Raw genomic sequence first — 22,859 nt, 5'->3', positions numbered from 1 at the left:
TCTTTTAGCCTTCTTTCTTGATGCTAAATGCTTTTTGTGGGTTTTTTACTAGCAATTTCTGAATCGTTGCCTCATCTGCACCTTTAGCCCTTAATTTCGGGATGAACGATCTTAGTACAACATCATATCCTTGTCCTCCATGTACGAGAAGGTGAGAGGTCCTCGTTACATCACTTGAAAGGAGGAGTTGATCTTCATAGCCTTTTTCTAAAAAGAGAAGCAGCGAGTTGAGACGTGCTTCATCTGATCGGTAATTTTCTTTACCAATCGTATCGAGGGCCACATAGGCGCCTGTGCTAAGAACCTTTAAAACCTGTTCGTCATCATCATTTAAATCTTGATGGCCAATGATCACTTGGTCTAATGGCAAGGACTCTGAATCAAATAAGCGAATTTGTTCCATTGCTAACGTGCCTAATGTTGTATGAGTGGAGAGAGGGAGTTTCGTTGTTTTTGCTGCTTCAATCGCTCCATAGAACAGTTCAAGCTCAACCGGTTTAAATTCATTCAGGCTGCTTCCGATTTCACCTATGACCCCTGGCTTCACGGTCGTCCCCGAAATTCCATACATAATTTCATCGATCATCCACTCAGCAAATTGCTCCCGTGTCCACATTTGTTTTTCTTCTGGGATGAATGGATCTTTGTAACACCCTGTACTAGCAACAATGTGCAAGTCTAGCGCCTCACTCATTACAACGAGCTTCTCCACATCCCGTCCCATACCATCATTGGTTACATCAACGATGGCTTGGCCTCCATGAGATACAAAACTCTTTAAATCGCTTAAAACAAGAGCCACCTCTACTAGGGCAGTATCTGAATCATTTTTAATTCTGCTCAAATCGATATGAAGATGCTCGTGACATGCACAGACACCAAACTCTTCTGGCTTGATTTTGCCGCGAACCGTTTCAATATACATGCGCTCCACCCTTTATCTCACTAATTTTAAGGAGTATACAACCCGAGTAGCACTAACAGGTTTCCAACAATTCCGACAATGATTGCTCCCACTGGTCCAATCGCCATACGTACAATCGGCCGACCAGCAATTTCATTAATGAGATAGAAACCAGCAATTGCAAAAAATCCGAAACCAGGGACAATCGCATCTGCCGCGTTTGCACCACCGATCAAAAGCGCCACTTCCAAAACTCTCGACATTGCAGTACGGATATTTTCGCCAGAAGCTCGAATCCCCGGATAGCGATCTAAGAAGGTAGCTAATTTTGTCAACAACTGGATCTCAAGGAAAATGATAAGCGCACCAATTAATAAAGCGATCCCAAGGTTTGGGGCGAAAATACCAGCTGCAAAAACAAAGGTAAATCCAATCGGACCGTAAACCCCTGTTGCAATAGCAGTACTTGCGATAAGAGGTACAAAGCCAATCGCCTTTGCCAGCGCGGCGATTCCCCCTTCCGACATTTTCCCTTCAGCTAACAAGTTAAGTGAAATCGGGTCACCGGCGATTAGTAATAGATTTGTAGCCGCGGCAACAAGTCCACCGCTCAACATTAAGATCCAGCGATGTTTTTTAATCCGGGCTACCCGATCCGTAAACAATGTTGCTAATGTTGATAAATTCGTTTCCTCTGATTTCTCTCTCATCGCAAAAAAGATTAATAGAAACATTCCAACGACGAGCGCGATTCCTTCAGGACTAAGAACAACAGGAGTACTTCCAATTTTGATCAATTCTGCTCCGTTGGTAAAAACAATGAGCTGCCGGGCAAAAGCGGCAATAGCAAAAGCAATAATTCCCTTTTTTACGCCAAATTGCAGCGCAATCGCTATAGCTGGGAACACCATAAATGAGACGACGACTGGATCGCCTACTTTATTAAAAGCATCAACAAAATTGAGAGGAAGCATCGTAAAAAGATCAACAACAACTTGCAACCCCATATAGATACCCGCCCCATATAATCCACCGATAATTGCAGCAATCGTTGTTTTCACTTTCCCTCGATCCAAAGCCAACCCAATAATATCTGACCCAAGCAATATGCTATGAATCAAAATAATACTGCCAGCAATAGAAATAGGTATACCGAACCCAATGACAAGTCCAAAGCTCATAGCAAAAGCTGTTACCCCGAGCTCTTTTCTTGTCATCCTTCCTTCCAAATTTTCTGGCACGATTGGTCGAATCCCATCATTAAACACTGCAATCCCCAAATTTGCCATCACTGCAGCTAATGCACCGATGCAAACCATCAACATTATTTCTAGCATGGTTTTGCCCCCCTTTTAAGTTGTAGCCTTCTTATGGCTTCAAAAGAGATTCAATCAAATACTCAACTGCTCTCTCTTTATGATCTCCTGTAAATCCGAAAGCCTTCGCGCCCTGTTGTACCGCATTATCAACCTCTTCTTTAACTGGAGGCTTACCTGGCATAGAGATGGTAGCACAACGATTTTTTCCTAGAATGGCGATCGCCATGGCCAATGCCCCTCCTCCACCAGTATGGCATGCCCCAAAATAGTAATCTGCCTCATTAGATTTGATCGCCATGGCCGCGTCGAGGTCCGATTTCACAATTGTTTCCACACGCTCACCAGCTTTTTCTTGAATTAATGATTCAATCTCCTTTTTATCCACTTGACCACCAATGACAATTTTCATCAAATTCCACTCCTTCTGGGTTTAGTTCATACTTAAAGCGCTAACAAAATGCATAATCAAAAACTCTTTTTCCTCTTGTGGAAGCGTGTCCCCCATTGTTTCCTCAATCCAGGCCACCCTTCGTTTTGCCTCTTCTAGATCGCGAGACTCGTAAATTTCCTTCATAATACTCTCAGGTGGAGGAGATAGCGGCTCCAGCCTGTCGATTCGCGTGACAGCCATCGCTAAATGAGTAATGAGCATCGTATAGGAGTCTGCATTCTCATCTGTGACGAATTGTTCCACCGTACGTTCGGCAATCAAACTCGCACGCTCTGTGATTGTGTTTGTGTCTCTTAACACATCGAGACGGGCTTTTAACGATTGCAATCCAAACCCTCCAATATACAGTATTTTGTACTTTAATTATAAAGTAAACCGAGGATTAATACTTTGGTATTAAATCCCCGTTTTCGACCTTTGCTTGCACTTCACTAATAGTCGGTAACGATAGGAGGTTTAATATATAATCTAATTTCTTGTTATCCTCACGTATGACAACGACTGCCTCCGTCATTTCTGTTTCATACGACAAAGCGGTTTCTGATGTAAGCGGCTGAACATTAAACGGTGTTACTCCAATTTCGTCAATGTTCCAGACCGTCGCATCAATGGTGTTCGCTTTTAAATGATCTAATAAATGCATATAATTTAGTTGGACAAACTCCACCTTTTTCCCTTCGGCCTCTGCATTGGTTAAAATTTGTTGGTCCAATGAATTTTTGTCCACCCCTATTTTCATTCCATCTTCTATTTGTTTTGCCTTTTCATCCGAAAAGATCACTGCATGGCTAGATAGATAGGTTTGCGGGCCAAAGGAAAGGGAAAGTATAACCCCTTCGTTATTATTTAATTCATGGAGCGCGGAAAATTTTGAGACAATCGCAAAATCATAGCGTCCTTCTTTTACCCCTTCAAGTCGAGGATGTGCGCCTTGCATAAACGCCATGTTTAAAGGAATGCTTAACTGCTCAAATTGTGCCGTCATACCTGTGGCTAAACCTTCATACTTCTTCGAGTAAGGGAGCGGCATAACGCCAATAATCCGTTCAAGCCCAGAATATTGGAGAAGCTTGACCGTATCTTTTTCTCGCAAAAATGTTCCAAGGTGACCTCTAGACTCCAATTTAATACAATCAGCTTCTTCTAACTTTTTCAAAGACGTCTGAATCGTTCCCCGGCCGACTTGGAATTTTTCTGCTAAGTCACTGATTTTAGGAATCCGCTCACCAAGATCACAAATGAGCAGTTCTTCAGCCACTCGTTGTAAAGTTATTCCGCTTTTAGAATAAAAGTGTTCTAACATACAGTCACACCTAATCTCCATTGTACAAATTATAGTATATTGTATACGTCTAATCTATCATGCTCTACTTCATAATACAAGCTTTTTCTAAAAAAGGGACATCATACTGTCCCTTTTCTCCACAAACATCATCAGGACACTGTTTCACCTTCTAGGATGGCTAGCGTTTGGTGATCCTCCCAGCGACCGTTGATCTTCACATTTTTCCTCGCAAGTCCTTCTTTTTGGAATCCGGCTTTTAACAACACGTTGATGGAGCCGATGTTGTGAGGCATGACGCCTGCTTCTATTCGGTGAAAGGCCAGCTCAGTAAACGCATAATCGACTACGAGCTTAACCGCTTCTGTCATATAGCCTTTTCCGTTATGAACCTTGTCTAAAAAATACCCGATCCAGCAACTTTGGAGATTCCCGCGAACCACCTCTGTTAGGCTCACCTCCCCAATCACCTCATCAGATTCCTTCAAACAAATAAGAAAGAGATACCCTGTATCGGCTTTCGCAGCCTCCATTTCACGGATGATTCGCTCCTTTTGCCCTTCATACGTATAAAACGCTGAATCTCTTAAACCTGTAAACTGCTGAAAAAACTCTTTATTTCGTACCTCAAGTGCTAATAGTTGTTCCACGTCCTCCACGCTGGCTAGCTTTACGACAATGTTTTCACCTTCGCGTTTCATGTCCTTCCTCTCCTTTTTACAAAAGTAAAAAACACCACAGGCATCCTGTGGTGTTGAGCGTACAATGTGAACCACAGGAAAGCGACCTGTGGTGTTTTTCCACAATATCCTCTGACGAATCGTTAGGATCAAAGTCGCTTATTCGCTATTGGACATACTTCTCCCGTGATTCGCAGTTTGAAAGAAAACAGCTGTCGAGTGCCCGACGCCTTTTGCTAAAAAAACAAGCGATCTTTTCTTCATGTGGACACCCTCCTTTTTCCATTTTCTTATCATTAGTATAAAGCCCCATCGGCGAAACAATCAAGTATTTTATCTTCTGTCACCTTGGCCACATCTCCTTTAGGATTCATGACAACTGTCATATGAAACTGTTGATGAATGTGAATAGGTTTAGCCTTTCTCCCTCGCTACAATAAGAGCATCATCCATTTATATGAAAAAGGAGAGGTTCAACCATGTTGAACGGACAATCACGCATCCGATTACTTGATATTTTACGAGGCTTCGCGATATTAGGAACGTTAGGCACGAACATCTGGCTGTTTGCTTACTTAGGGGATCTGTCTTACGTACTTACTTATGATCATTCCCGGTGGTGGGCATCATCTGACGATTTTATTCGACTTTTAGTATTATTTTTAGTGAACGGTAAATTTCTCGGTTTATTGACGATCATGTTCGGAGTTGGGTTAGAATTAAAATATCGTCAGGCTTTACGTCATGGCTCCCCTTGGCCTGGGATGTACATCTGGATATCGCTTATTTTGCTTCTGGAAGGCCTTCTCCATTTCACGCTTGTGATGGAGTATGACATCTTAATGAGCTATGCCCTTACAGCGATCATCGTTTCATTCATCGTCAAACGAGGAGATCAAGCAATTAAACGGGCGTTGAAATGGGTTGGAGGTTTTCATCTGTTACTTGTATCATTGATCCTACTCGTAAGTGTACTGATTTATTTATCAGGAGGGACACTAGCATTAGGTTCGATGGAGCACACCATCGCCCTTTATCAGCATGGCTCTTGGCTTGAGCAACTTCTGTACCGAATCAACCATTTTTGGATACTACGAAGTGAAGCAATCTTTGTTTTGCCGATGAATGTATTTTTATTTTTGAGCGGTGTACTTCTCATGCGTGCAGGTGCATTTTCGCCGGATCAACATGGCAAGCGAATTAGGCGTAAACTATTGGCCGTTGGGATGTACGTAGGGATTCCGCTTAATTTGTTGATTTTTGTTCCCGGCGGCATTTTTGACCTCCCTGTTCGTTATCTTTTTGCTCCGATTTTATCTCTCGGCTATATGGCGCTAATCGCTTTCATTTTCGAGAAAAGCAAGCATTTGTGGATTTGGGGGCGTCTAGAGGATATTGGGCGAATGGCGCTAAGTTGCTACGTCTTGCAAAACATTCTCGCCTCGATCATCTTTTACGGTTGGGGGTTCGGTTTAGGTGGTAGTGTCAATTCGCTTACCGTCGTGACGATCTGGCTCTTGATTTCCGTTCTGCTCGCTAGTTTTGCTACGGTATGGCACCATTTCTTCACATTAGGCCCGATGGAGATCGCTCGTAAATATTTGGCGGGGCTCCCGCGAAGGAGTATAAAACATGTTTCGAAAGATTTATCCTGAAGACCAGATCAATACCTATTTAATCATTGACGTCATTGTTATCGTATCCCTTTTTTACAACGTCTTGAGCGTAGACTCCCCAGTTCCCATCGGCGTGAGCCTCAGCCTTTTAGCAGCCTTTCTGTTCACCTATTACATGATGCTATGGTACAAAGACATACGACTGCTGTTTGCTGCGCTTACTGCGTGTTCCATCTTTGCCCTGTTCGCGATCTTTTATAAACCTTGGCTGTTACTGTACGGCTTTATTGTCTCGGATTTTCTAGGTCGAGCTCACGCGAAGCGACTCATGTGGATAGGGATCGTTGGCCTTTTTGCCATGCACATTAGCACAGCCTATGCCCTCTACGGTCACTGGTTTACTTTCTATTCTCCTGTGCAGCTCCCGATTTTGATTTTGCAATTGGTGCTGCCATTCATGATTCGCATTCGTGAGAAGTCAAAGTTGCTAAAGGAGGAGCTCGACACAGCCAATCAAAAACTTGAACGGTATATCCAAGAAGAAGAGCGACACCGTATCGCTCGTGACCTCCACGATACACTCGGACAAAGCTTAACGATGATTACAATGAAAAGTCAGCTCGCTACTCGTCTCGTGGAAAAGGATGCAGATCAAGCGAAAAAAGAAATGACGGAGGTTATGAATACGTCACGCCGCGTCCTCAAACAGGTGCGTGAACTCGTAACGACGATGAAATTTGTATCATTAGAAGAGGAAGTCAGTCATGCAAAGGAGATTCTTAGCTTGCAAAACATAACCCTTGAGGTGAAACAAGAAGGCGCCACACCACAGTTGCTCAAAGTCGCCGAAAGCATGCTGGCCCTCTCCCTTCGAGAGGCGGTCACCAACATTATCAAACATAGCAGAGCGACCCATTGTACCATTGTAAAAGAATATGCAAACAACGAGTACAAACTACAAGTGATTGATAATGGGATTGGAAAAATCGATCAAATGCAAACAGGAAACGGAATTACCTCCATTCGCGAACGGATTCACTTGCTACAAGGGAACGTTTGTCTTACGTCTTTACCCAATGGAGGTATGAGCATCACCATGACCATACCGATACACAACGCCAAAAGGGGGGCTACCCTATGATTCGAATCGTCATCGCCGAAGATCAAACGATGTTGCTCGGTGCTATGACCGCTCTATTGCAGCTAGAGGACGATATAAAGATTGTGGCTCAAGCACGGAATGGCCTTGAAGCACTTGCTGCAATTGAAAAGCATCAGCCAGACCTTTGCATTCTCGATATTGAGCTACCAAATATGACAGGTCTCGAAGTGGCAAAAAGGATTCGTGAGCAGGAGTGGGATTGTAAAATGATGATTGTCACGACTTTTGCCCGAGCAAGCTATTTACAGCAAGCAATGGATTTAAAAGTGGAAGGGTATCTTTTAAAGGACGAACCGATTGAATTTCTCGTCGAGGCCATTCATAAAGTGATGAACGGAGAGCGCGTACTAAGCCCTGACTTAGCGATGCACCTCTTCTTAAAAGAAGAAAATCCTTTAACAGAACGGGAACAGGAAGTCCTTCGCTTGACGAAAGGCGGAAAAACAACAGAGCAAATCGCAACTGTTCTCTACCTCACCAACGGAACGGTGCGAAATTATATCTCAACCGCGATCCAAAAGCTAGAGGTAGAAAACCGTCATCAAGCGATTCAAAAAGCGGAGGAAAAGGGCTGGATTTAATTATGCTTTAAGGGCTTTTACCACAAACCGAGTAAGATTCTCTATATACGTCTCAACAGTGGTGGCAGACTCTTGAATATAATAATCATCAACGGCTTGATCGGTCAGTGACACGATCAGCCTTGAGGTGATTTTCGGATCAAGTTTGGCATCAACGGCTCCATCCGCTTGCCACTTTTCAATATACGTCTCCAACAATTCATAATAGGGGTCGAACAGCGTCCTCAAATCCTTTTGGTCCGCTACGACAACGGCACAGCCATTGATGAGAATGTTGTATATATCCAAATACTCACTCATACTACAGAAGGCAGCCCTAAGCCCATGCTTAACCCCCTGTTCAAACGTCTTGCTTTCTAAAAGGCTTTGGCTCACAGCGGCAAACACCTTACCCATCATTTCCTCTGCTAACGCCTGAATCAAAGCATTCTTTGATTCAAAATATAAATAAAACGTCCCTTGCGCAATCCCCGCTCGCTTCACAATTTCAGATACCTTTGTCGCTTCTAGTCCTTTTTCCGCGAGCACTTCACGCGCCACCGTGAGAATTTCCACCCGCCTGTCTAGTTTTTGCTGCTTCATTGACTCCATCACCTGCTAGGTAAAAGTGGCCCCAAAAGGATCACTACAGACCCTTTTGGAGCTACTCAATATTTTATCGTTTTCGTAGCTTCATGGTAACCCCATGTTTCGGTCTCAGCGTAATCGATGGCTCCATCTTAATCGGAAGCTCGTCGACAAGCTCCATGCGAAACTCCCTTATAATCGTCGCCATAATGAGCGTGGCTTCCATCATCGCAAACCGTTCGCCGATACAGACCCGTGGCCCGCCTCCAAACGGAAAATATACATATTTCGAAGGCTTGTTATCGTTATTATCCCATCTTTCAGGCAAGAAAGTCAAAGGATCGTTGAAATAACGCGGGTTTCGGTGCATCCCCCACTGGCTGATCATGATTTCTGAACCAGCCGAAATATGATAGTCTCCTAGTGTCACATCCTTCTCCGCACGCCTCGAAATTAACCAGACTGTCGGTTGAACTCTTAGCGTTTCTTTGATGACGTGCTCAGCGTAGGACAACTTCGGCATATCTTCCAATGTCGCTGGGCGATTCCCTAAAACTTTTGATACTTCCTGATACAGCTTTTCTTCCACGTGTGGATGTTGAGAAAGCAAGTAAAACGCCCAGCTTAAGGTGTTCGCTGTCGTTTCATGGCCTGCCAAAAACAACGTAATAATTTCATCCCGAAGCTGTCGATCGGTCATATAGCTACCATCATCCTCATCATAGGTCGAAATAAGCATTGAAAGGAGATCGCCTCGGTCACCCGGATGTTTGCGTCTTTCCTCTATGATCGAGTAAATCATTTTATCTAAGCTTTCTACCGCCTCCCTTAACTCTCGACTAACAGGAGGAACGAGTTTTCCAAGCCCGATCAGATGCAATACATGTCGAAAAACATTAGTCATTTGCTCATTAAAAGCGGTCATGACCGTGTCTAGCGAGCGACTTGCTTCTTTAGTGTCTCCTTTATGCAAATCCAAATCAAACAACGTTTTGGTCGCAATCGCCATCGTCAACTGCATCATTTCGTCATTTATGTCCCTTGTATCATTGTCCATCCACGTATTCAACATCCGCTCACAATAACCGACCATCGTATCGGCGTAATCAGCAATTCGTTTCGGGTGAAACGCAGGCTGTGACAAGCGCCGCTGCCTGAGCCAGAAAGATCCTTCACTCGTGAGTAGACCATTACCGAAGACAAGTCCCATAATCGGATCTTGCTGATATCCTTTCGAAAACTCGCCACCTTTGTTCATGAAAACATATTGAATATGCTTCGGATCATTAAGTAAAAACGTGTCCCTCTCCCTTTCAAACCTTAACCGAACAATCTCACCATACTCTTGGCTACACCTCGTAATAAATTGAAGTGGATCTTTCCCAAATTCAATCGTGTTTCCTAGCACAGGATTCCCTTTTGGACCAGTCGGCATCGTGTTTGTTGGCATGGTCTAGCTCCCTTCTTTGTAAAAGGATTTAATCAGTAAACAAAATATGACTGACTGTCAGTCATATTTTAATGCGAGTATCCTCGTCTTGTCAACAACTTCCTCTTAAACTACTTAACAAGGGCGACCCCCCCGCTTAAAAATGAATCATGATGAGCTTGCGGACCAATGATGATTGTGCCCTGCGTTAGACATCGCTAGTTATACTTTCTTTACCAAAAATGATTTGAGGCTAATAAGCTCAAGCCATTTAAAACCATGCTTGTTGTAATCGACGTATTCCCTTCTTTATCGCCTCCTCTGATAGCTTACCAAACCCAAGCATAATAAACGATGAACATTGATTTTTTGGATTATACCAAAATGTTTTCGTCGAATACACTTTTACGCCACATGCCATCGCTTTTTCAATTAATTCATGATCTTCTCGTCCATGGACATTTAGCAAGACGTGCAATCCAGATTTTTCACCAATGACGGTTACTCTATCCCCTAAATAGGTTTTAACTGATTTCAATAGGGTGTGATGTTTAGACTGGTATACTTTTTTCATTCTGCGAATATGTCTTTGAAAGTCTCCATCCTTCATAAACGTATAGAGCGCTCGTTGAATCAACGGTGATGCAGCTTGATTGTAGTTGGCCAGCTTCTGTTGATATAAAGGCACGAGCTCACCAGGCAAAACCATATAGCTGACGCGAATACTCGGCAGAAAAGATTTTGAAAAGGTTCCTAAGTAGATTACCTTTTCGTTTTGATCAAGTGCTTTTAACGCAGGGATCGGTTGCCCTTGATAGCGAAATTCGCTGTCGTAGTCATCTTCGACGATATACCCCTCATGCTCATAGGCCCACTCTAAAAGCAAGGAGCGTTTATGAACGGGTAAAATCATGCCACAAGGCAATTGATGCGAAGGCGTCACATAGACGATGTTGGCATGGCTTTCATGTAAACGAGAGAGCGACAGTCCATCGGCTTCAATCGGAATCGGGGCGATGCGGCAGCCTTGATTAATAAAGACCGATCGTACACCATTATAGCCGGGATCTTCAAATGCAACCGTCGAGCCATGAAGAGATAACAATTGACAAAGTAAGCTAACCGCATGCTGCGTACCAGCCGTAATGACGATCTGTTCTGGCCGACAAGAGACTCCACGCGATTGCAAAAGATAGTGGCTAAGCTCTTGGCGTAAATGCCAATCACCAAAGGGATCGCCGTACATCAAGAGTTCTTCGCTCGCTCCCTTCAATACCTCTTGCACATGTCTTTTCCATACTTTTAGCGGTAAGTGTGCCGTGTCTATTTCACCATAAACAAAATCGTATTCTATCGACTTATGTTCTCGTTGGATTTCACCCATTGTCACATTTTGAAGTTGTTTGCCTCCTTTGTCACACAAAAATGTTGCTTCTAACTCTAGTATCTTCAAACCAACTCGCGGAATGCTTTCCACATACCCTTCAGCGATCAATTGTTGATATGCGCCCTCCACGGTATTTTTACTGACACGTAAATGGAGAGCTAGCTCTCGAATAGACGGTAAAAATGTGTCTGATTTAAGCTGGCCTGATTCGATGCCTTCTTTTATATATTGATACAACTGAACATAAAGTGGTGTTTTCCTTTTTGAATCAAGAAAAGGGGTGATTTGAATCATCTCTGCCTCCCTACTGACCCTATTAAATATTTTATTTTTGTCCCTTTTGAAGAGGTCAACAACGCTATACACTCATTATAACAATTTTCTAAGGAGGTCATGTTTATTTATGAACGCGATTCGTTATACGAAAAGAGAATGCAAGGACGAGAAAAAAATCACTGAGTTTCTCAATAAAGCAAGAACTGGATTTTTAGGGCTTTCAACGAACGATCAACCGTATGTGATCCCATTAAATTTCGTCTGGCATAACCACGCGATTTATTTTCATGGGGCAACTGAAGGGAGAAAGATCAAGATGATCGAAGCAAATCCCGAAGTGTGTTTTACCATATGTGAGGATCTCGGAACGATCGTGTCTCCGGTCCCCGCCCACACCGATACGGCTTACATGAGCGTTATCATTTTCGGAACGATCGAACCCGTTTCAGCGATAGAGGAAGGAACCGAAGCCATGCAGCAAATGTTAGATAAATACGTCCCCGGCTATTATCATTCACCACTCGCTGCGAGCCACGTAGAGAAATACCGCTCGTCGTTAGGTAGTCGAACGGCGATTTATAAAATTAGCTGCCGTGAACGAACGGCGAAAGTGAATGAACCGATTGAGTCCTTAAAGTTTTATCCTGGTCGAAACGTAAGTGTTGATAAAGATAGCCGTTAACCGATTTCCCGTATGTTAAAATCAGCTAAGCGACTGTTAAGAACGTCGCTTAGTGACCATTCCTATCAGCGACTGATCACCAGTTCAAGCCCTGCTGTCACCGCCTGATAAGCAAAGCTAACAACAAACCCAACTTTTTGATCCCCCCTTTTTACCATTTCATTAATTGGCTCTACAGGTATGGAGAGGGCGAGTCTTAAAACGACATCACTTAATAGATTCATTGGTTATTCTCCTCCTCTCCTTCATTCGATTGGATAACTATACCTTATTTTCACCATTTATTACTGTCTTTTTGGCTTATCCATTTGTAAAGATGTTGTTAATTCTTCTCGATCCCTTTGAAATTCAAGTGTCAATTTGTTATCGTTTTATTATCGAATTCCGATATTGAATATCGATAATAGGAAGGGATGATCGTTTGGAGGATAAAATTTTACGGAAGCTATTCCTAGGCTTTATCCAAATCCATATTTTGCACCATGCAAAGGAGCATCCGATCTTTGGATTATGGATGCTTGAAGAGCTGAAAGAGCACGGATATGACATGAGTGCAGGTACCCTCTATCCGATTCTCCATAGTATGGAGGCGGACGGCCTATTAGTAAAACAAGAACAAAAGGTGGAGGGAAAGATTCGCAAATATTATACGACCACTGCCAAAGGGGAATCCGTCTTAAAGGAAGCACGGAGCAAAGCTTATGAACTTTTTAAAGAAATTAAAGAATAAGCAAAAGAGGGAGGAGCTATGTCAGTACAAAAAGGCAACAATATAAAAACGTTACTCGAAATTTTAATCGTGTCAACCCGGCTTGGGCTCACATCATTCGGTGGCCCCATTGCCCACCTCGGCTATTTCCACGAGGAGTATGTCCGCCGGAGAAAATGGCTGGACGAAAAGAGCTATGCCGATTTAGTCGCCCTTTGTCAGTTCTTGCCTGGTCCAGCTAGTAGCCAAGTAGGGATTGGGATCGGCGTCATGCGCGCAGGTGTATTGGGTGGGGTTGTCTCTTTTCTTGGGTTCACCCTCCCGTCCGTGATTGCTTTAATCGTTTTCGCCCTGCTACTACTTACGTTCGGATTTCAAGATGCAGGCTGGATTCACGGCTTAAAAATCGTTGCTGTCGTCGTTGTCGCCCATGCGATTTTAGGAATGGCGAAAAACCTTACCCCAGATGTAAAAAGAAAAACGATCGCCCTGTTTGCAGTAATTCTCACTTTATTATGGCAAACGGCCTTTACGCAAGTGGGTGTTATCCTGATTGCCGGATTCGTGGGCTATCTTCTTTTTCGCAACGAAACGATCGATGAGAAGCTAGAGCATTCAAGCTTCCCGATTTCTCACCGGTTTGCAGCGGTCTGCCTTACGTTGTTTTTCGGGCTCTTGATCGCTCTACCGCTCCTCAGAGAGTTCACCAACCAAAGCTGGATTGCTATGTTTGATAGTTTCTACCGCGCAGGAGCACTCGTGTTCGGTGGCGGTCACGTCGTCTTACCGTTACTCGAACGAGAATTTGTTCCAACAGGGTGGCTAAGTGAAGCCGAATTTCTTGCTGGCTATGGTGCCGCCCAAGCTGTCCCTGGACCGTTGTTTACATTTGCCGCCTACATTGGTGCCGTCATTGATGGTTGGCAAGGCGGTCTCATCGCAACAGTGGCGATCTTCTTGCCAGCGTTTCTCCTGATTTTAGGGACATTGCCGTTCTGGAACTCGCTTCGCCGCAATCCTAAAGTTAAAGGAGCGTTAATGGGCGTGAATGCAGCCGTCGTCGGAATTTTGATCGCTGCCCTCTATCACCCAATCTGGACGAGTTCGATCTTATCAGCAACCGACTTTGCCTTTGCTGCCCTCTTATTCGCGATGCTCGTTTTTTGGAAGCTGCCCCCTTGGGTGATTGTCCTAACTGGTGCTATCGGTGGCTATTTATTGTCGCTTCTGTAAGCAAGCGAAAAAAGATGCGCTAGACGACGCGCATCTTTTTTTAAAATGCTTGCCCGTTAAAAGGAGGACAGACACAGTTTTAGGTCGATTTGATAGACCGTGTTCTCAGTCACTAAATACAAGAGATGCTGGCGTCCAGTAGCAAACTCATAGTGAATGACCTCGCCCTCTTCATTGACAGGAAGATAGCTTTTGACGCTCTTTTGTGTGAACGAATAAAGATGCACAGTTCCTTTTTCTTTGTATCCATGGCTAAACAGGACGTGATCTTCCCAAATGGAGAACGCTTGGCTTCCTTCAATTGGTGGTCGTTTAAGCAGTTGATCTTTCCACAGCTCATACTCAGATTTATGACGCAATGCTACTATCGGAAAGTCTCCAAAGTAATACACATACACTGTGTCATTTGTGATGACATTTAAGGCATAACAATCATCAATGAGCGGGATTTTTTTGTTTAATTTTACAAGAGCGTCAAAGTCAAAAACGATGTCTCCCTTTTGATCAAAACACAATAAACCACTCGTGCCGATCGTATCGCCAAACACACCTTCATCAAAATAGCCTACCCAGATATCACCTTGATCCGTCGTTTGCACATGCTCAATCCCATCCCCTAAATGAAAGGATGTAACCAAACCCTGTTGGTCATCGTAAACAAAAGCATTATGCGTTTGATTGTCCATTACCCGTGCATTGACAAGAAGCCAGTGCTCCCTTAATGGCTGCACATGGTGAAAAGCTTCTTTAACAGGTGGCACAAAAATTTTCCTTACCCCCGATGCCGTCACATGAAAAATGGAGTGAAGTGTGTCCCCTCCATCCTTTGTCACTGATAAAATCACAAGGTTTCCGTTGTAATCTACACTTATGTTCTGTATATTTTCGTTTTCCACTAGCTGCTCTAGGCTTACTTTACGTTTTGCTCGCAACAGTCTCATCAAAAGCAATCGCCTTCTTTTCTAGATTCGTTTTTTATGAGTGGGTGGCATTCAGGTGGATGATTACATAGTATAACAGTTTATTCCTATTTTTGTCATAACAAATGACTAGAGTACTTAATAAAGGAACTTTCCATCAAGGCGGTGTAGAGGGGGCCGGGATGATTGCATGGATTGATGGTATCTTAGCTGGCTTATTACTCATTGCTTATTTTCTATCAAAAGGCTATACTGCTTGGAAATTACTTGGTCGCCCTTCAAAAACTAGCGGTGTCGGTTAGGGCCACCCTTACAGGATCATCGCGAACGATAAAATTCTCTACATCCCCATCCACCTCTACAAGGGGAGTCTCTTTCAAGTACTTTGTTCTCACTCGTCGAAGAGTGTATTTCAAACACTCCCCGTAGAAATGGACCGATGCCGAGGGTGCTCAGAAAGGATGGAAGAGAGCAGATTCTTTACAGCAGGATGCTTGGACGAAAAGAGTTGAGCTTTGTCCTTGCATTGTTCTATTAGCTGTCCTTTCTCCATAACAGCTAATTCATCGGAAATGGAGTACGCCGCTTTTATGTCATGCGTGATAAAAAGATAAGAAAGGCCGAACGCTGCCTTTAATTCACGTAATAATTCCAAAATTACGGTTTGATTAACCATATCTAAACTACTTACAGATTCATCTAATACAATGAGCTTCGGCTTTAACGCAATGGCTCTCGCAATATTAATTCTTTGGAGTTGCCCTCCGCTAAATTCACGGGGGTATTTTCTCATATCGTCCGAACGAAGCCCGACCATGTCTAGTAAATGAGCAATCTTTCGTTTCTGTTCGGAGGCGGACAATCTTTCGTAGTTTTCCAAAGGTTCCCCGATGATTTGCTCAGCAGTCATCCGCGGATTTACGGACGAATAGCAATCTTGAAAAACGACTTGAAGATCACGGCGAACACGTCTACGGGATTTCGGGTCCATTTGGTAAAGATCTTGTCCTTGGAAAAAAACCGTTCCTTTTTGTGGCTTTGCAAGACCAAGGATGACTTTACCTAACGTGCTTTTCCCTGCTCCACTCGTTCCAAGGAGCCCCATACACATCCCTTCTTCGATCGAAAGGGACACATTGGTAAGAACAGGTGCCCGCTGTTTCGCACGCCAAAACAAAAGGGAGGTACGATACGTATGGGTCACATCTCTCACTTCTAGTAAACTCACTTGCCCACCTCCTTCCACAAATTTTAAAAGGCGAACTCTCGAGCCTGTTCATAGATTGGCAATGTGGGCCTCGCCTGTAAAAGCTTTTTCGTATATTCATGCTGAGGGTGATCAAATAGTTGAAAGACGTCTGCTTTTTCCACGATTCGTCCCTTTTGCATTACCGCCACTTCGTCAGCTAGTTCTGCGATCACCCCTAAATCATGGGAAATCAAAAGGATGGCTGAATCAGATTCTAAGCGAAGTCGATCTAACTCCTTTAGTACTTGTAATTGGTTCGTCACATCTAAAGCTGTTGTCGGCTCATCAGCAATAACGACCGATGGACGTAGACACATCGAGATCGCAATCATCACCCGTTGGAGCATTCCCCCGCTTAGCTGGAACGGATACCGTCGCATCAACTCAGATGGCTTCGGCAAATGGACCGTTTCCATTGAAGCAACCGCTAACTCAAACGCTTGCCTTTTTGTCAGTTCGGTATGAGTACGAATCGTTTCAATAAATTGATTACCAATCGTAAATACTGGCGAGAAGGCATTCATCGGGTTTTGCATAATGTAGCCAACCTCTTTCCCGCGAATCGTCCGCATGTCTTCTGCCTTTAAGCCATTTAGCTCACGTCCTTGCAATTGGATGCTTCCTTCTATGCAAGTTGTTTTCCGATCTAAAAGCTGTAATATCGACATACAGGTCATCGTTTTCCCGCTACCACTTTCACCAACAAGACCGAGTACTTTGCCTCGTTTCAGCTCTAACTGAAGATCCTGAACAAGTGGAAGCATCCCCTGATCTGACTTTACTTTGACGTTTAAATCTCTCACCTTCAAGACATGATGATTGTTATTTATCAATTTCCTCATTCCTTTTAGAAACGTCGTTTGATGCCAAACCGATCCGATAAAGACTCACCTAAAACATTAAATGTCATAACCACAAGCAATATCATAATCCCGGGATAGAGCATTAATTCAGGATGACTTCGAATAAACGATTTCCCTTCATGAATCATCGCTCCCCACTCTGGAGTAGGTGGCTGAATCCCCAGTCCTAGAAATGAAAGTGCGGAAATGTCCATGATAGCCCACCCCATTTCTAGTGTGCCGATGACCACAATCGGGGGAAGAACATTGGGGATGATATGGCGCCTAATGATCTTCCATGGCGACGATCCACCTATTCGGGCAGCCGTAATGAAGTTTTGCTCCTTCAAACTGACGATCATACTACGAAACATCCGAGCATAATACACCCATTGAACCATCACTAAGGCCAAAACCACCTGCCACAGTCCAGGACCGAATAACCCGACTAATCCAAGAACGAGCACGAGATTCGGAAACGCCATAACCCCTTCACAGAATCGCATTAATACACTATCAATCCAGCCTCCCCTATAACCAGCAATCGCTCCGACCAGCAATCCAATTCCTAGGGAGGAAATAAAGATCAAAGTGGCAAACCCTAACGAAACACGTGCTCCAAATAGAAGTCGCGACAGATTGCAGCGCCCCAACTGGTCGGTACCTAACGGATATTCCCACGAAGGTGGCAACAGCTTGAGCGCCAAATTCACTTGAATCGGATCATGGGGAGCAATCCACGGAGCCAAGATGGCCACGAGGAAAAAAACGAATAAAATGACCGAGCATACGACCACGGTCTTCTGACTTTTCAAGGCGATCTGCATACTCGAAATCAATATTCGGCCCTTCCTTTCAATGAAATACGAGGATCCATTACCAGTTGCACAAGATCCACAATTAAATTGCACACAATGAACAGACATGCAGCTAACAGCACGTAACATTGGATCACGGGAATGTCCCGGTTAAAAATCGCATCAACAAAATAACGCCCGAACCCAGGCCAAGAAAATACTTGTTCTACGATAATCGTCCCAGTCAGCAATTTCCCTACATTCATACCTAGTCCTGTAATAACAGGTGAAATCGCTAGTTTCAACACATGCTTCACCATGATGACTTTTTCTTTAATGCCTCGCGTCCTGGCATACAAAACATAAGACTCCTGCATTTGCTCTAGGACACTGGCACGAAAGAGACGAGTATAGATGGCAATTAGCGCCAGTGATAGGGTGACAGTTGGGAGCACAAGATGCGCCCAAGATCCCCTTCCTTCGACCGGAAAGAGATTCAGCTTGACCGAGAAAAAAAAGATTAATAAATACCCTAGCCAAAATTGAGGAATCGAAGCACCTAAATAAGAGAGAAGCCTGCTGAATCGATCAATCAGGCTGTTTTTATAAATGGCTGATAAGAAACCGAGTGGAATGCTGATAAGGACGGCCAGAAAAATACTGCTAACCGCAAGCTGCAACGTGGCAGGCACCCTAGCCGTGACCTCATCCCAAACTGGTTGATTCGTAACATAAGAGTGACCGAAATCCAGTTGGAAAACCTTCACGATCGTTTGGACATATTGAACGACCATAGGCTGATCCAACCCAAATTCATGTCGCTTCTCAGCCAAGAGTTCCTCGGTTGGATGAATATTAGCTGCCGTTAGATACGCCTCAGCCGGATCCACCGGTGAGAGGCGTATAAAAACAAACATGATGAAAATCGCAAAGAGAACAATGGGAATCACTGCGAAAATCCGTTTCGCGATATAGCTAACCATCCATGGCCTCCTACGTTTAGTTGCTCACATCAATCCCGTTAAATGGGTGTTCATCCCGATTCGCTGGGAAAATAAATTCATTTACATTCTCCTGATACACAACTGTTTTCTTAATATAAGAGATTGGCACAAACACCGATTGCTCCTGTAGCGTGTTCAAAATCGAACCGTAAAGCTCTTGCCGTTCTGTCTCATCCGTAGATGCAAGAGTGGCTCTTACTTGCTCATCTAATTCTTCTTTCATCGACAAGTTGGAATGGGCTTCTGCAACCCCCCATCCGGCTTCAGCCACAACATTGATAAAGGAATGAGGATCATACGGCGCCCCGTAGTTATACCAAAAATCCACATCAAAGTCTCCGGCTCTTCGTCGTTGAATTTGTGTCGTTAATTCTAACCCTGTAATGTCTAGCTTGACACCGATTGCTGCCCATTCGGCTTGCATCGTTTCGGCCATCGCTTTTTGGATTGGATCTGTTTTATCGTAGATCAACTCTAGTTCGAGTTGTTCTCCATTCTTTTCTCGCACGGTTTTACCAGCAGGTAACTCCCATCCTGCTTCATTCAAATATGCATTTGCTTGCTCCACATCGTATTCGATTGGCTCAACATCTATATCTGTGTACGGAAAGTTTGTGGATAGAATGTTATCCGCCTTCTCTTCCAAACCAAGGGTGACGCCTTCTACCATCGCCTGTTTGTTAAATCCATGATGAAGTGCTAAGCGAACTCGCAAGTCTGCTAGTTTTTCATTTGATGTATTTAAGAGCAAGCTACGTGTTCCAACAGGTTCCGACAGATCCGTTCCGTATTGACCGGATTCTTTCAATTGATTGAAGGCATCCATACTAATGACCCCTTCTCCAAAAATTAAATCCAGTTCGCCACTTTCAAAAGCAAGAACCCGTGTTTCTGCGTCCGGAATAATTTTTACCGTGACTTTATCAATCTTTGGACTTTCTCCCCAATAGTTCGGGTTGCGGGTAAACACCGCATATTCGTCTTGCTTGTAATCAGATAACATCCAAGGGCCTGTCCCGATTGGTTCTTTTATTCCTTGGGAAGTGTCTCCACCGTCAGGAAAACCGGCTTCACCCAGGAAACGTACTGGACGGACGACCGCCAAATCTTGTAACGCAGGATAATAAGGTTCTTTTAACACCATTTTGAATGTAAACTCGTCTACTACTTCAGTCTTTTCTAATACATTCATTACCCCGAGCCAACTATGGAGGCTTGAATGTTCAATCCACGTGTCAAAATTCTTTTTCACAATCTCTGCATTAAAAGGCGTCCCGTCTGAAAATTGCACACCTTCACGAAGCTTGAACGTATACTCTTTACCATCTTCGGAAATCGTCCAAGAATCAGCAAGGTGGGGTTGCAGCTCTCCCCCTTCCGTATAGCTGACCAATGGTTCATAAATCATCGATTGAGCAAACAATTGTGAAGGATTGTAAACATGAGGGTTCATTGGCCCGATATCCCTCGGCCAAGAAAAAGTGATCGATTTTTCTGTATTCTCTTCCCCTTCATTTGAAGCTGTTCCCGATTCACTTTCTGCACATCCTACCAGAATACTAGCGATCAAGCTAATGACAAATAGTAAGATTAGTTTTCTATTTAATGTACACATGCTGTCTTTATTCCTTTCTGAACATAATTAATAATGATAATCATTTTCAAATTATAATTGATTGACCTCTTTTCCGTCAACATGCTATTTCTCAGTGTCAAGTCATTTGCTTACGATCTTTATAGCCCTTACTAAACATGTGAAAAACACGGAGAGAACCTCCCCTTACTGTCAATGAAAAAAGCACCTTCGAAAAAGTCGATAACTTAAACGAAAGTGCCCACGGGCATCTCATGAAAGACTGTAATGAAAAAGACCTCACCACTTGTCTCTATAAAATATCTTTCATAGCGTTCCGAGTGCTTGATTTCTTTCTATTGTAACCATTCTCTTCATTAATGTTTAAATGAGAATGTAGGGCTTAGTTTAGATTGTAAGCTATGCTTTTTGTTTTCAAGTAAAGGTCTTGATGTTCTTTTAGAAATTCAACATAACGGTGAACCTCTTCTAACGTTGAATAGGGTGAAATCGTAAAAAATTTATGGGCATAAACGGATATTCGCTTCGTTGAATTGGCTACGTTCACTAGGCGCTGCTTTTTCGTATTTCCAAAGTAGATCTGATCTCGCTGGGCGCCAATGACCTCCGCAAACTCTTCATTAAATTGATTAATTTCCATTACTTCTTCCACAGGTAAAAGCCCGCTCAACTCTTCATGCCATTTTGTCTTTTCTGGATACAAGCGAAAGGTCGTAATCGGAGAAATCTCATTCGTGATCGCTACATTCGCAACTTCTTTCGTTAGCCCTTCTCTAAATGCAAGATTGACGCGAATATAGTTCGCTAATAGCTCTTGATAGCCTTCCTTGCCAAATGCTAATAATGACGCATAAATCGCCAAAGCACTTCCCATTCGCGAGCATTCCAATGTGTAGCCTGTATGATAGCTTCCATACCCACGATTGCCAACATATGGTGTTTCGGCTTCATCTAAATCGATATACTTCAAGTCCTCTCTGTTTTTAACCAAAAATAAACTTGTGACATAGGGGGTCTGTCCTAGTTTATGGAAATCAAAGACTAGACTATCCGCAAGCTGAATATGTATAAACTTCTGTTGATAGGATTTCAATACCTCTTGAACGTTGTCTTCAAGCCCCAGCGGATTGCCTTCAAAGTCGTAATCATTAAAGAAGGCATACATTCCCCCCATAGCTGAGTCGGCATGGATATAGATTGGCTGTAAATGGTATTTGTCCTCTAACTCTACCGCAATCCGCTTCATTTCCCTTATGTCATCAATCCCAAATGTATCAGTTGTTCCCATTGTGGCAAGAACATATAGCGGAACACCACCCTTTGCAATGACATGCTCCATTTTTTCTTTTAAATCTTGTACATCCATCGAATGATCATCATTTACTTTTACACGAACCAGGTTTCTTACCCCGATCCCAGTTGCTTCTAGCGACTTATACAGGCTATAGTGGGATAGCTCTGAACAAAAGCAATAAAGATTTTCAGGTACGCCTGTTTCATTTGAATCTGGAGCATAACGGGCAATAGCAAGACGTAAGGAGTTAAAGACAGCCCCTTGACCTCCCCAAGTTGTGTACCCTGAACTTACATTTTCATCGTATCCGATGAGCTTTGACAGCATGCTTGTGACTTCGACTTCGGCAGCAGCGGCTGCTGAACCTTCCACATCCCATAAATTGTTTCCATTGACTAGCACCATCACTAAATTCCCGATGATACTAGCAATATTCGGAAGAGGTGCTGCATTAGCTACATAGTTTCGATTGACATACCTATGACCTTCAACCAATTTTATGAGTTTCTGAATGACTTCTTCTATTTCCATCCCCGCTTTCGGAATGCCTGCCTGATGAATCATACGATTATAGTAATCCTCTGTGTATGCTGGCATTTCTCCTAGCGTTAGTTTGTTAGGATCTTTTAATTCATCTATCTTTGTTAAAATTGTCTTAAAGTAGGACAATAATTCCTCTCTCTGAAAATCATTCCCATCCATACTGGGAAACAATTTATGTATTTCCGCCATTGTTGACCTCCTTGATGCTTTTTACTAGAAGTAGTTTTTCAAAACCATTAGGACCTTAAATGATTTAGATTCGCCTGCTGCCTTCTAACAAAGAAAGCACTGGTAAGTGTTAGACCGTAAAAAAATAGTATGACGGAAGCACTAACGAT

At 43.4% G+C, this 22,859-nt stretch carries 23 protein-coding genes; 6 read left to right on the top strand and 17 right to left on the bottom strand.

The features are described 5' to 3' along the window. Nucleotides 1–4: 4 nt before the first annotated feature. The 6 genes from FED51_RS03310 to FED51_RS03285 all read right to left on the bottom strand — a co-directional run bounded on the left by FED51_RS03310 (nucleotide 5) and on the right by FED51_RS03285 (nucleotide 4,657). Nucleotides 5–925: a phosphotriesterase-related protein gene (locus FED51_RS03310; RefSeq protein ID WP_053432261.1), complete on the bottom strand. Its 921-nt coding sequence runs from the start codon at nucleotides 923–925 to the stop codon at nucleotides 5–7. Nucleotides 926–951: 26 nt separating this feature from the next. Then, nucleotides 952–2,241: a YhfT family protein gene (locus FED51_RS03305; protein ID WP_010896766.1), complete on the bottom strand. Its 1,290-nt coding sequence runs from the start codon at nucleotides 2,239–2,241 to the stop codon at nucleotides 952–954. 31 nt (nucleotides 2,242–2,272) lie between these two features. Next, complete coding sequence (locus FED51_RS03300; protein WP_010896765.1) at nucleotides 2,273–2,632, bottom strand: DUF2620 domain-containing protein; 360 nt, start codon at nucleotides 2,630–2,632, stop codon at nucleotides 2,273–2,275. 21 nt (nucleotides 2,633–2,653) lie between these two features. Then, nucleotides 2,654–3,001: a PRD domain-containing protein gene (locus FED51_RS03295; RefSeq protein WP_010896764.1), complete on the bottom strand. Its 348-nt coding sequence runs from the start codon at nucleotides 2,999–3,001 to the stop codon at nucleotides 2,654–2,656. Nucleotides 3,002–3,056: 55 nt separating this feature from the next. Next, nucleotides 3,057–3,977, bottom strand: a complete 921-nt coding sequence (gene yhfZ, locus FED51_RS03290) for a GntR family transcriptional regulator YhfZ (RefSeq protein WP_053432262.1) — start codon at nucleotides 3,975–3,977, stop codon at nucleotides 3,057–3,059. Nucleotides 3,978–4,108: 131 nt separating this feature from the next. After that, the gene (locus FED51_RS03285; protein WP_010896762.1) at nucleotides 4,109–4,657 is read right to left on the bottom strand and encodes a GNAT family N-acetyltransferase; all 549 of its coding nucleotides are present in this window, start codon (nucleotides 4,655–4,657) and stop codon (nucleotides 4,109–4,111) included. A 458-nt stretch (nucleotides 4,658–5,115) separates the two neighbouring features. On the opposite strand from FED51_RS03285, the gene FED51_RS03280 reads away from it, so the two are divergent. The 3 genes from FED51_RS03280 to FED51_RS03270 are packed head-to-tail and all read left to right on the top strand — an operon-like array spanning nucleotide 5,116 to nucleotide 7,995. After that, nucleotides 5,116–6,291 carry a DUF418 domain-containing protein gene (locus tag FED51_RS03280; RefSeq protein ID WP_053432263.1) on the top strand — a complete coding sequence of 392 codons (1,176 nt, stop codon included), beginning with the start codon at nucleotides 5,116–5,118 and terminating at the stop codon, nucleotides 6,289–6,291. After that, nucleotides 6,269–7,393, top strand: a complete 1,125-nt coding sequence (locus FED51_RS03275; RefSeq protein WP_053432264.1) for a sensor histidine kinase — start codon at nucleotides 6,269–6,271, stop codon at nucleotides 7,391–7,393. The genes FED51_RS03280 and FED51_RS03275 overlap by 23 nt, the downstream gene beginning before the upstream one ends. Continuing rightward, a complete protein-coding gene (locus FED51_RS03270; RefSeq protein WP_010896758.1) occupies nucleotides 7,390–7,995 on the top strand; it encodes a response regulator transcription factor in 606 nt (201 codons plus the stop codon). The genes FED51_RS03275 and FED51_RS03270 overlap by 4 nt, the downstream gene beginning before the upstream one ends. Here FED51_RS03270 and FED51_RS03265 read toward each other — a convergent pair whose 3' ends face one another. The 3 genes from FED51_RS03265 to pdxR all read right to left on the bottom strand — a co-directional run bounded on the left by FED51_RS03265 (nucleotide 7,996) and on the right by pdxR (nucleotide 11,672). Next, on the bottom strand, nucleotides 7,996–8,577 hold the full coding sequence (locus FED51_RS03265) for a TetR/AcrR family transcriptional regulator (protein WP_010896757.1): 582 nt from the start codon (nucleotides 8,575–8,577) through the stop codon (nucleotides 7,996–7,998). 73 nt (nucleotides 8,578–8,650) lie between these two features. Next, nucleotides 8,651–10,012 carry a cytochrome P450 gene (locus FED51_RS03260; protein ID WP_053432265.1) on the bottom strand — a complete coding sequence of 454 codons (1,362 nt, stop codon included), beginning with the start codon at nucleotides 10,010–10,012 and terminating at the stop codon, nucleotides 8,651–8,653. Between the two features lie 250 nt (nucleotides 10,013–10,262). Beyond that, nucleotides 10,263–11,672, bottom strand: a complete 1,410-nt coding sequence (gene pdxR, locus FED51_RS03255) for a MocR-like pyridoxine biosynthesis transcription factor PdxR (protein ID WP_053432266.1) — start codon at nucleotides 11,670–11,672, stop codon at nucleotides 10,263–10,265. A gap of 109 nt (nucleotides 11,673–11,781) precedes the next feature. On the opposite strand from pdxR, the gene FED51_RS03250 reads away from it, so the two are divergent. After that, nucleotides 11,782–12,336, top strand: a complete 555-nt coding sequence (locus tag FED51_RS03250; protein WP_053432267.1) for a pyridoxamine 5'-phosphate oxidase family protein — start codon at nucleotides 11,782–11,784, stop codon at nucleotides 12,334–12,336. A 65-nt stretch (nucleotides 12,337–12,401) separates the two neighbouring features. Here the strand turns inward: FED51_RS03250 and FED51_RS21000 are convergent, their stop codons facing one another. After that, nucleotides 12,402–12,560, bottom strand: a complete 159-nt coding sequence (locus FED51_RS21000) for a hypothetical protein (protein WP_175414300.1) — start codon at nucleotides 12,558–12,560, stop codon at nucleotides 12,402–12,404. A 197-nt stretch (nucleotides 12,561–12,757) separates the two neighbouring features. Between FED51_RS21000 and FED51_RS03245 the strand changes: the two genes are divergently transcribed. Together FED51_RS03245 and FED51_RS03240 are read left to right on the top strand one after the other, a co-directional pair. Next, on the top strand, nucleotides 12,758–13,066 hold the full coding sequence (locus FED51_RS03245; protein WP_010896752.1) for a PadR family transcriptional regulator: 309 nt from the start codon (nucleotides 12,758–12,760) through the stop codon (nucleotides 13,064–13,066). Between the two features lie 18 nt (nucleotides 13,067–13,084). Then, a complete protein-coding gene (locus tag FED51_RS03240) occupies nucleotides 13,085–14,278 on the top strand; it encodes a chromate transporter (protein WP_053432268.1) in 1,194 nt (397 codons plus the stop codon). A 56-nt stretch (nucleotides 14,279–14,334) separates the two neighbouring features. On the opposite strand, the gene FED51_RS03235 is transcribed toward FED51_RS03240, so the two are convergent. The 7 genes from FED51_RS03235 to FED51_RS03205 form a co-directional block, all read right to left on the bottom strand. Beyond that, the gene (locus FED51_RS03235; RefSeq protein WP_053432269.1) at nucleotides 14,335–15,219 is read right to left on the bottom strand and encodes a hypothetical protein; all 885 of its coding nucleotides are present in this window, start codon (nucleotides 15,217–15,219) and stop codon (nucleotides 14,335–14,337) included. Nucleotides 15,220–15,610: 391 nt separating this feature from the next. Then, complete coding sequence (nikE, locus tag FED51_RS03230) at nucleotides 15,611–16,426, bottom strand: nickel import ATP-binding protein NikE (RefSeq protein WP_010896748.1); 816 nt, start codon at nucleotides 16,424–16,426, stop codon at nucleotides 15,611–15,613. A gap of 23 nt (nucleotides 16,427–16,449) precedes the next feature. Then, nucleotides 16,450–17,289 carry a nickel import ATP-binding protein NikD gene (gene nikD / locus FED51_RS03225; RefSeq protein WP_053432270.1) on the bottom strand — a complete coding sequence of 280 codons (840 nt, stop codon included), beginning with the start codon at nucleotides 17,287–17,289 and terminating at the stop codon, nucleotides 16,450–16,452. Nucleotides 17,290–17,294: 5 nt separating this feature from the next. After that, nucleotides 17,295–18,116 carry a nickel ABC transporter permease subunit NikC gene (nikC, locus tag FED51_RS03220; RefSeq protein WP_138091090.1) on the bottom strand — a complete coding sequence of 274 codons (822 nt, stop codon included), beginning with the start codon at nucleotides 18,114–18,116 and terminating at the stop codon, nucleotides 17,295–17,297. Nucleotides 18,117–18,124: 8 nt separating this feature from the next. Then, a complete protein-coding gene (gene nikB, locus FED51_RS03215; RefSeq protein WP_053432272.1) occupies nucleotides 18,125–19,069 on the bottom strand; it encodes a nickel ABC transporter permease subunit NikB in 945 nt (314 codons plus the stop codon). A 16-nt stretch (nucleotides 19,070–19,085) separates the two neighbouring features. Beyond that, a complete protein-coding gene (gene nikA / locus FED51_RS03210) occupies nucleotides 19,086–20,705 on the bottom strand; it encodes a nickel ABC transporter substrate-binding protein (RefSeq protein ID WP_053432273.1) in 1,620 nt (539 codons plus the stop codon). 361 nt (nucleotides 20,706–21,066) lie between these two features. Beyond that, on the bottom strand, nucleotides 21,067–22,710 hold the full coding sequence (locus FED51_RS03205) for a pyridoxal phosphate-dependent decarboxylase family protein (protein WP_053432274.1): 1,644 nt from the start codon (nucleotides 22,708–22,710) through the stop codon (nucleotides 21,067–21,069). Nucleotides 22,711–22,859 lie beyond the last annotated feature (149 nt).

This window comes from Halalkalibacterium halodurans (assembly GCF_005671335.1).
GTDB classification, from domain to species: Bacteria; Bacillota; Bacilli; order Bacillales; family Bacillaceae_D; genus Halalkalibacterium; species Halalkalibacterium halodurans.
This window is presented reverse-complemented; position numbering and strand designations above follow the sequence as displayed.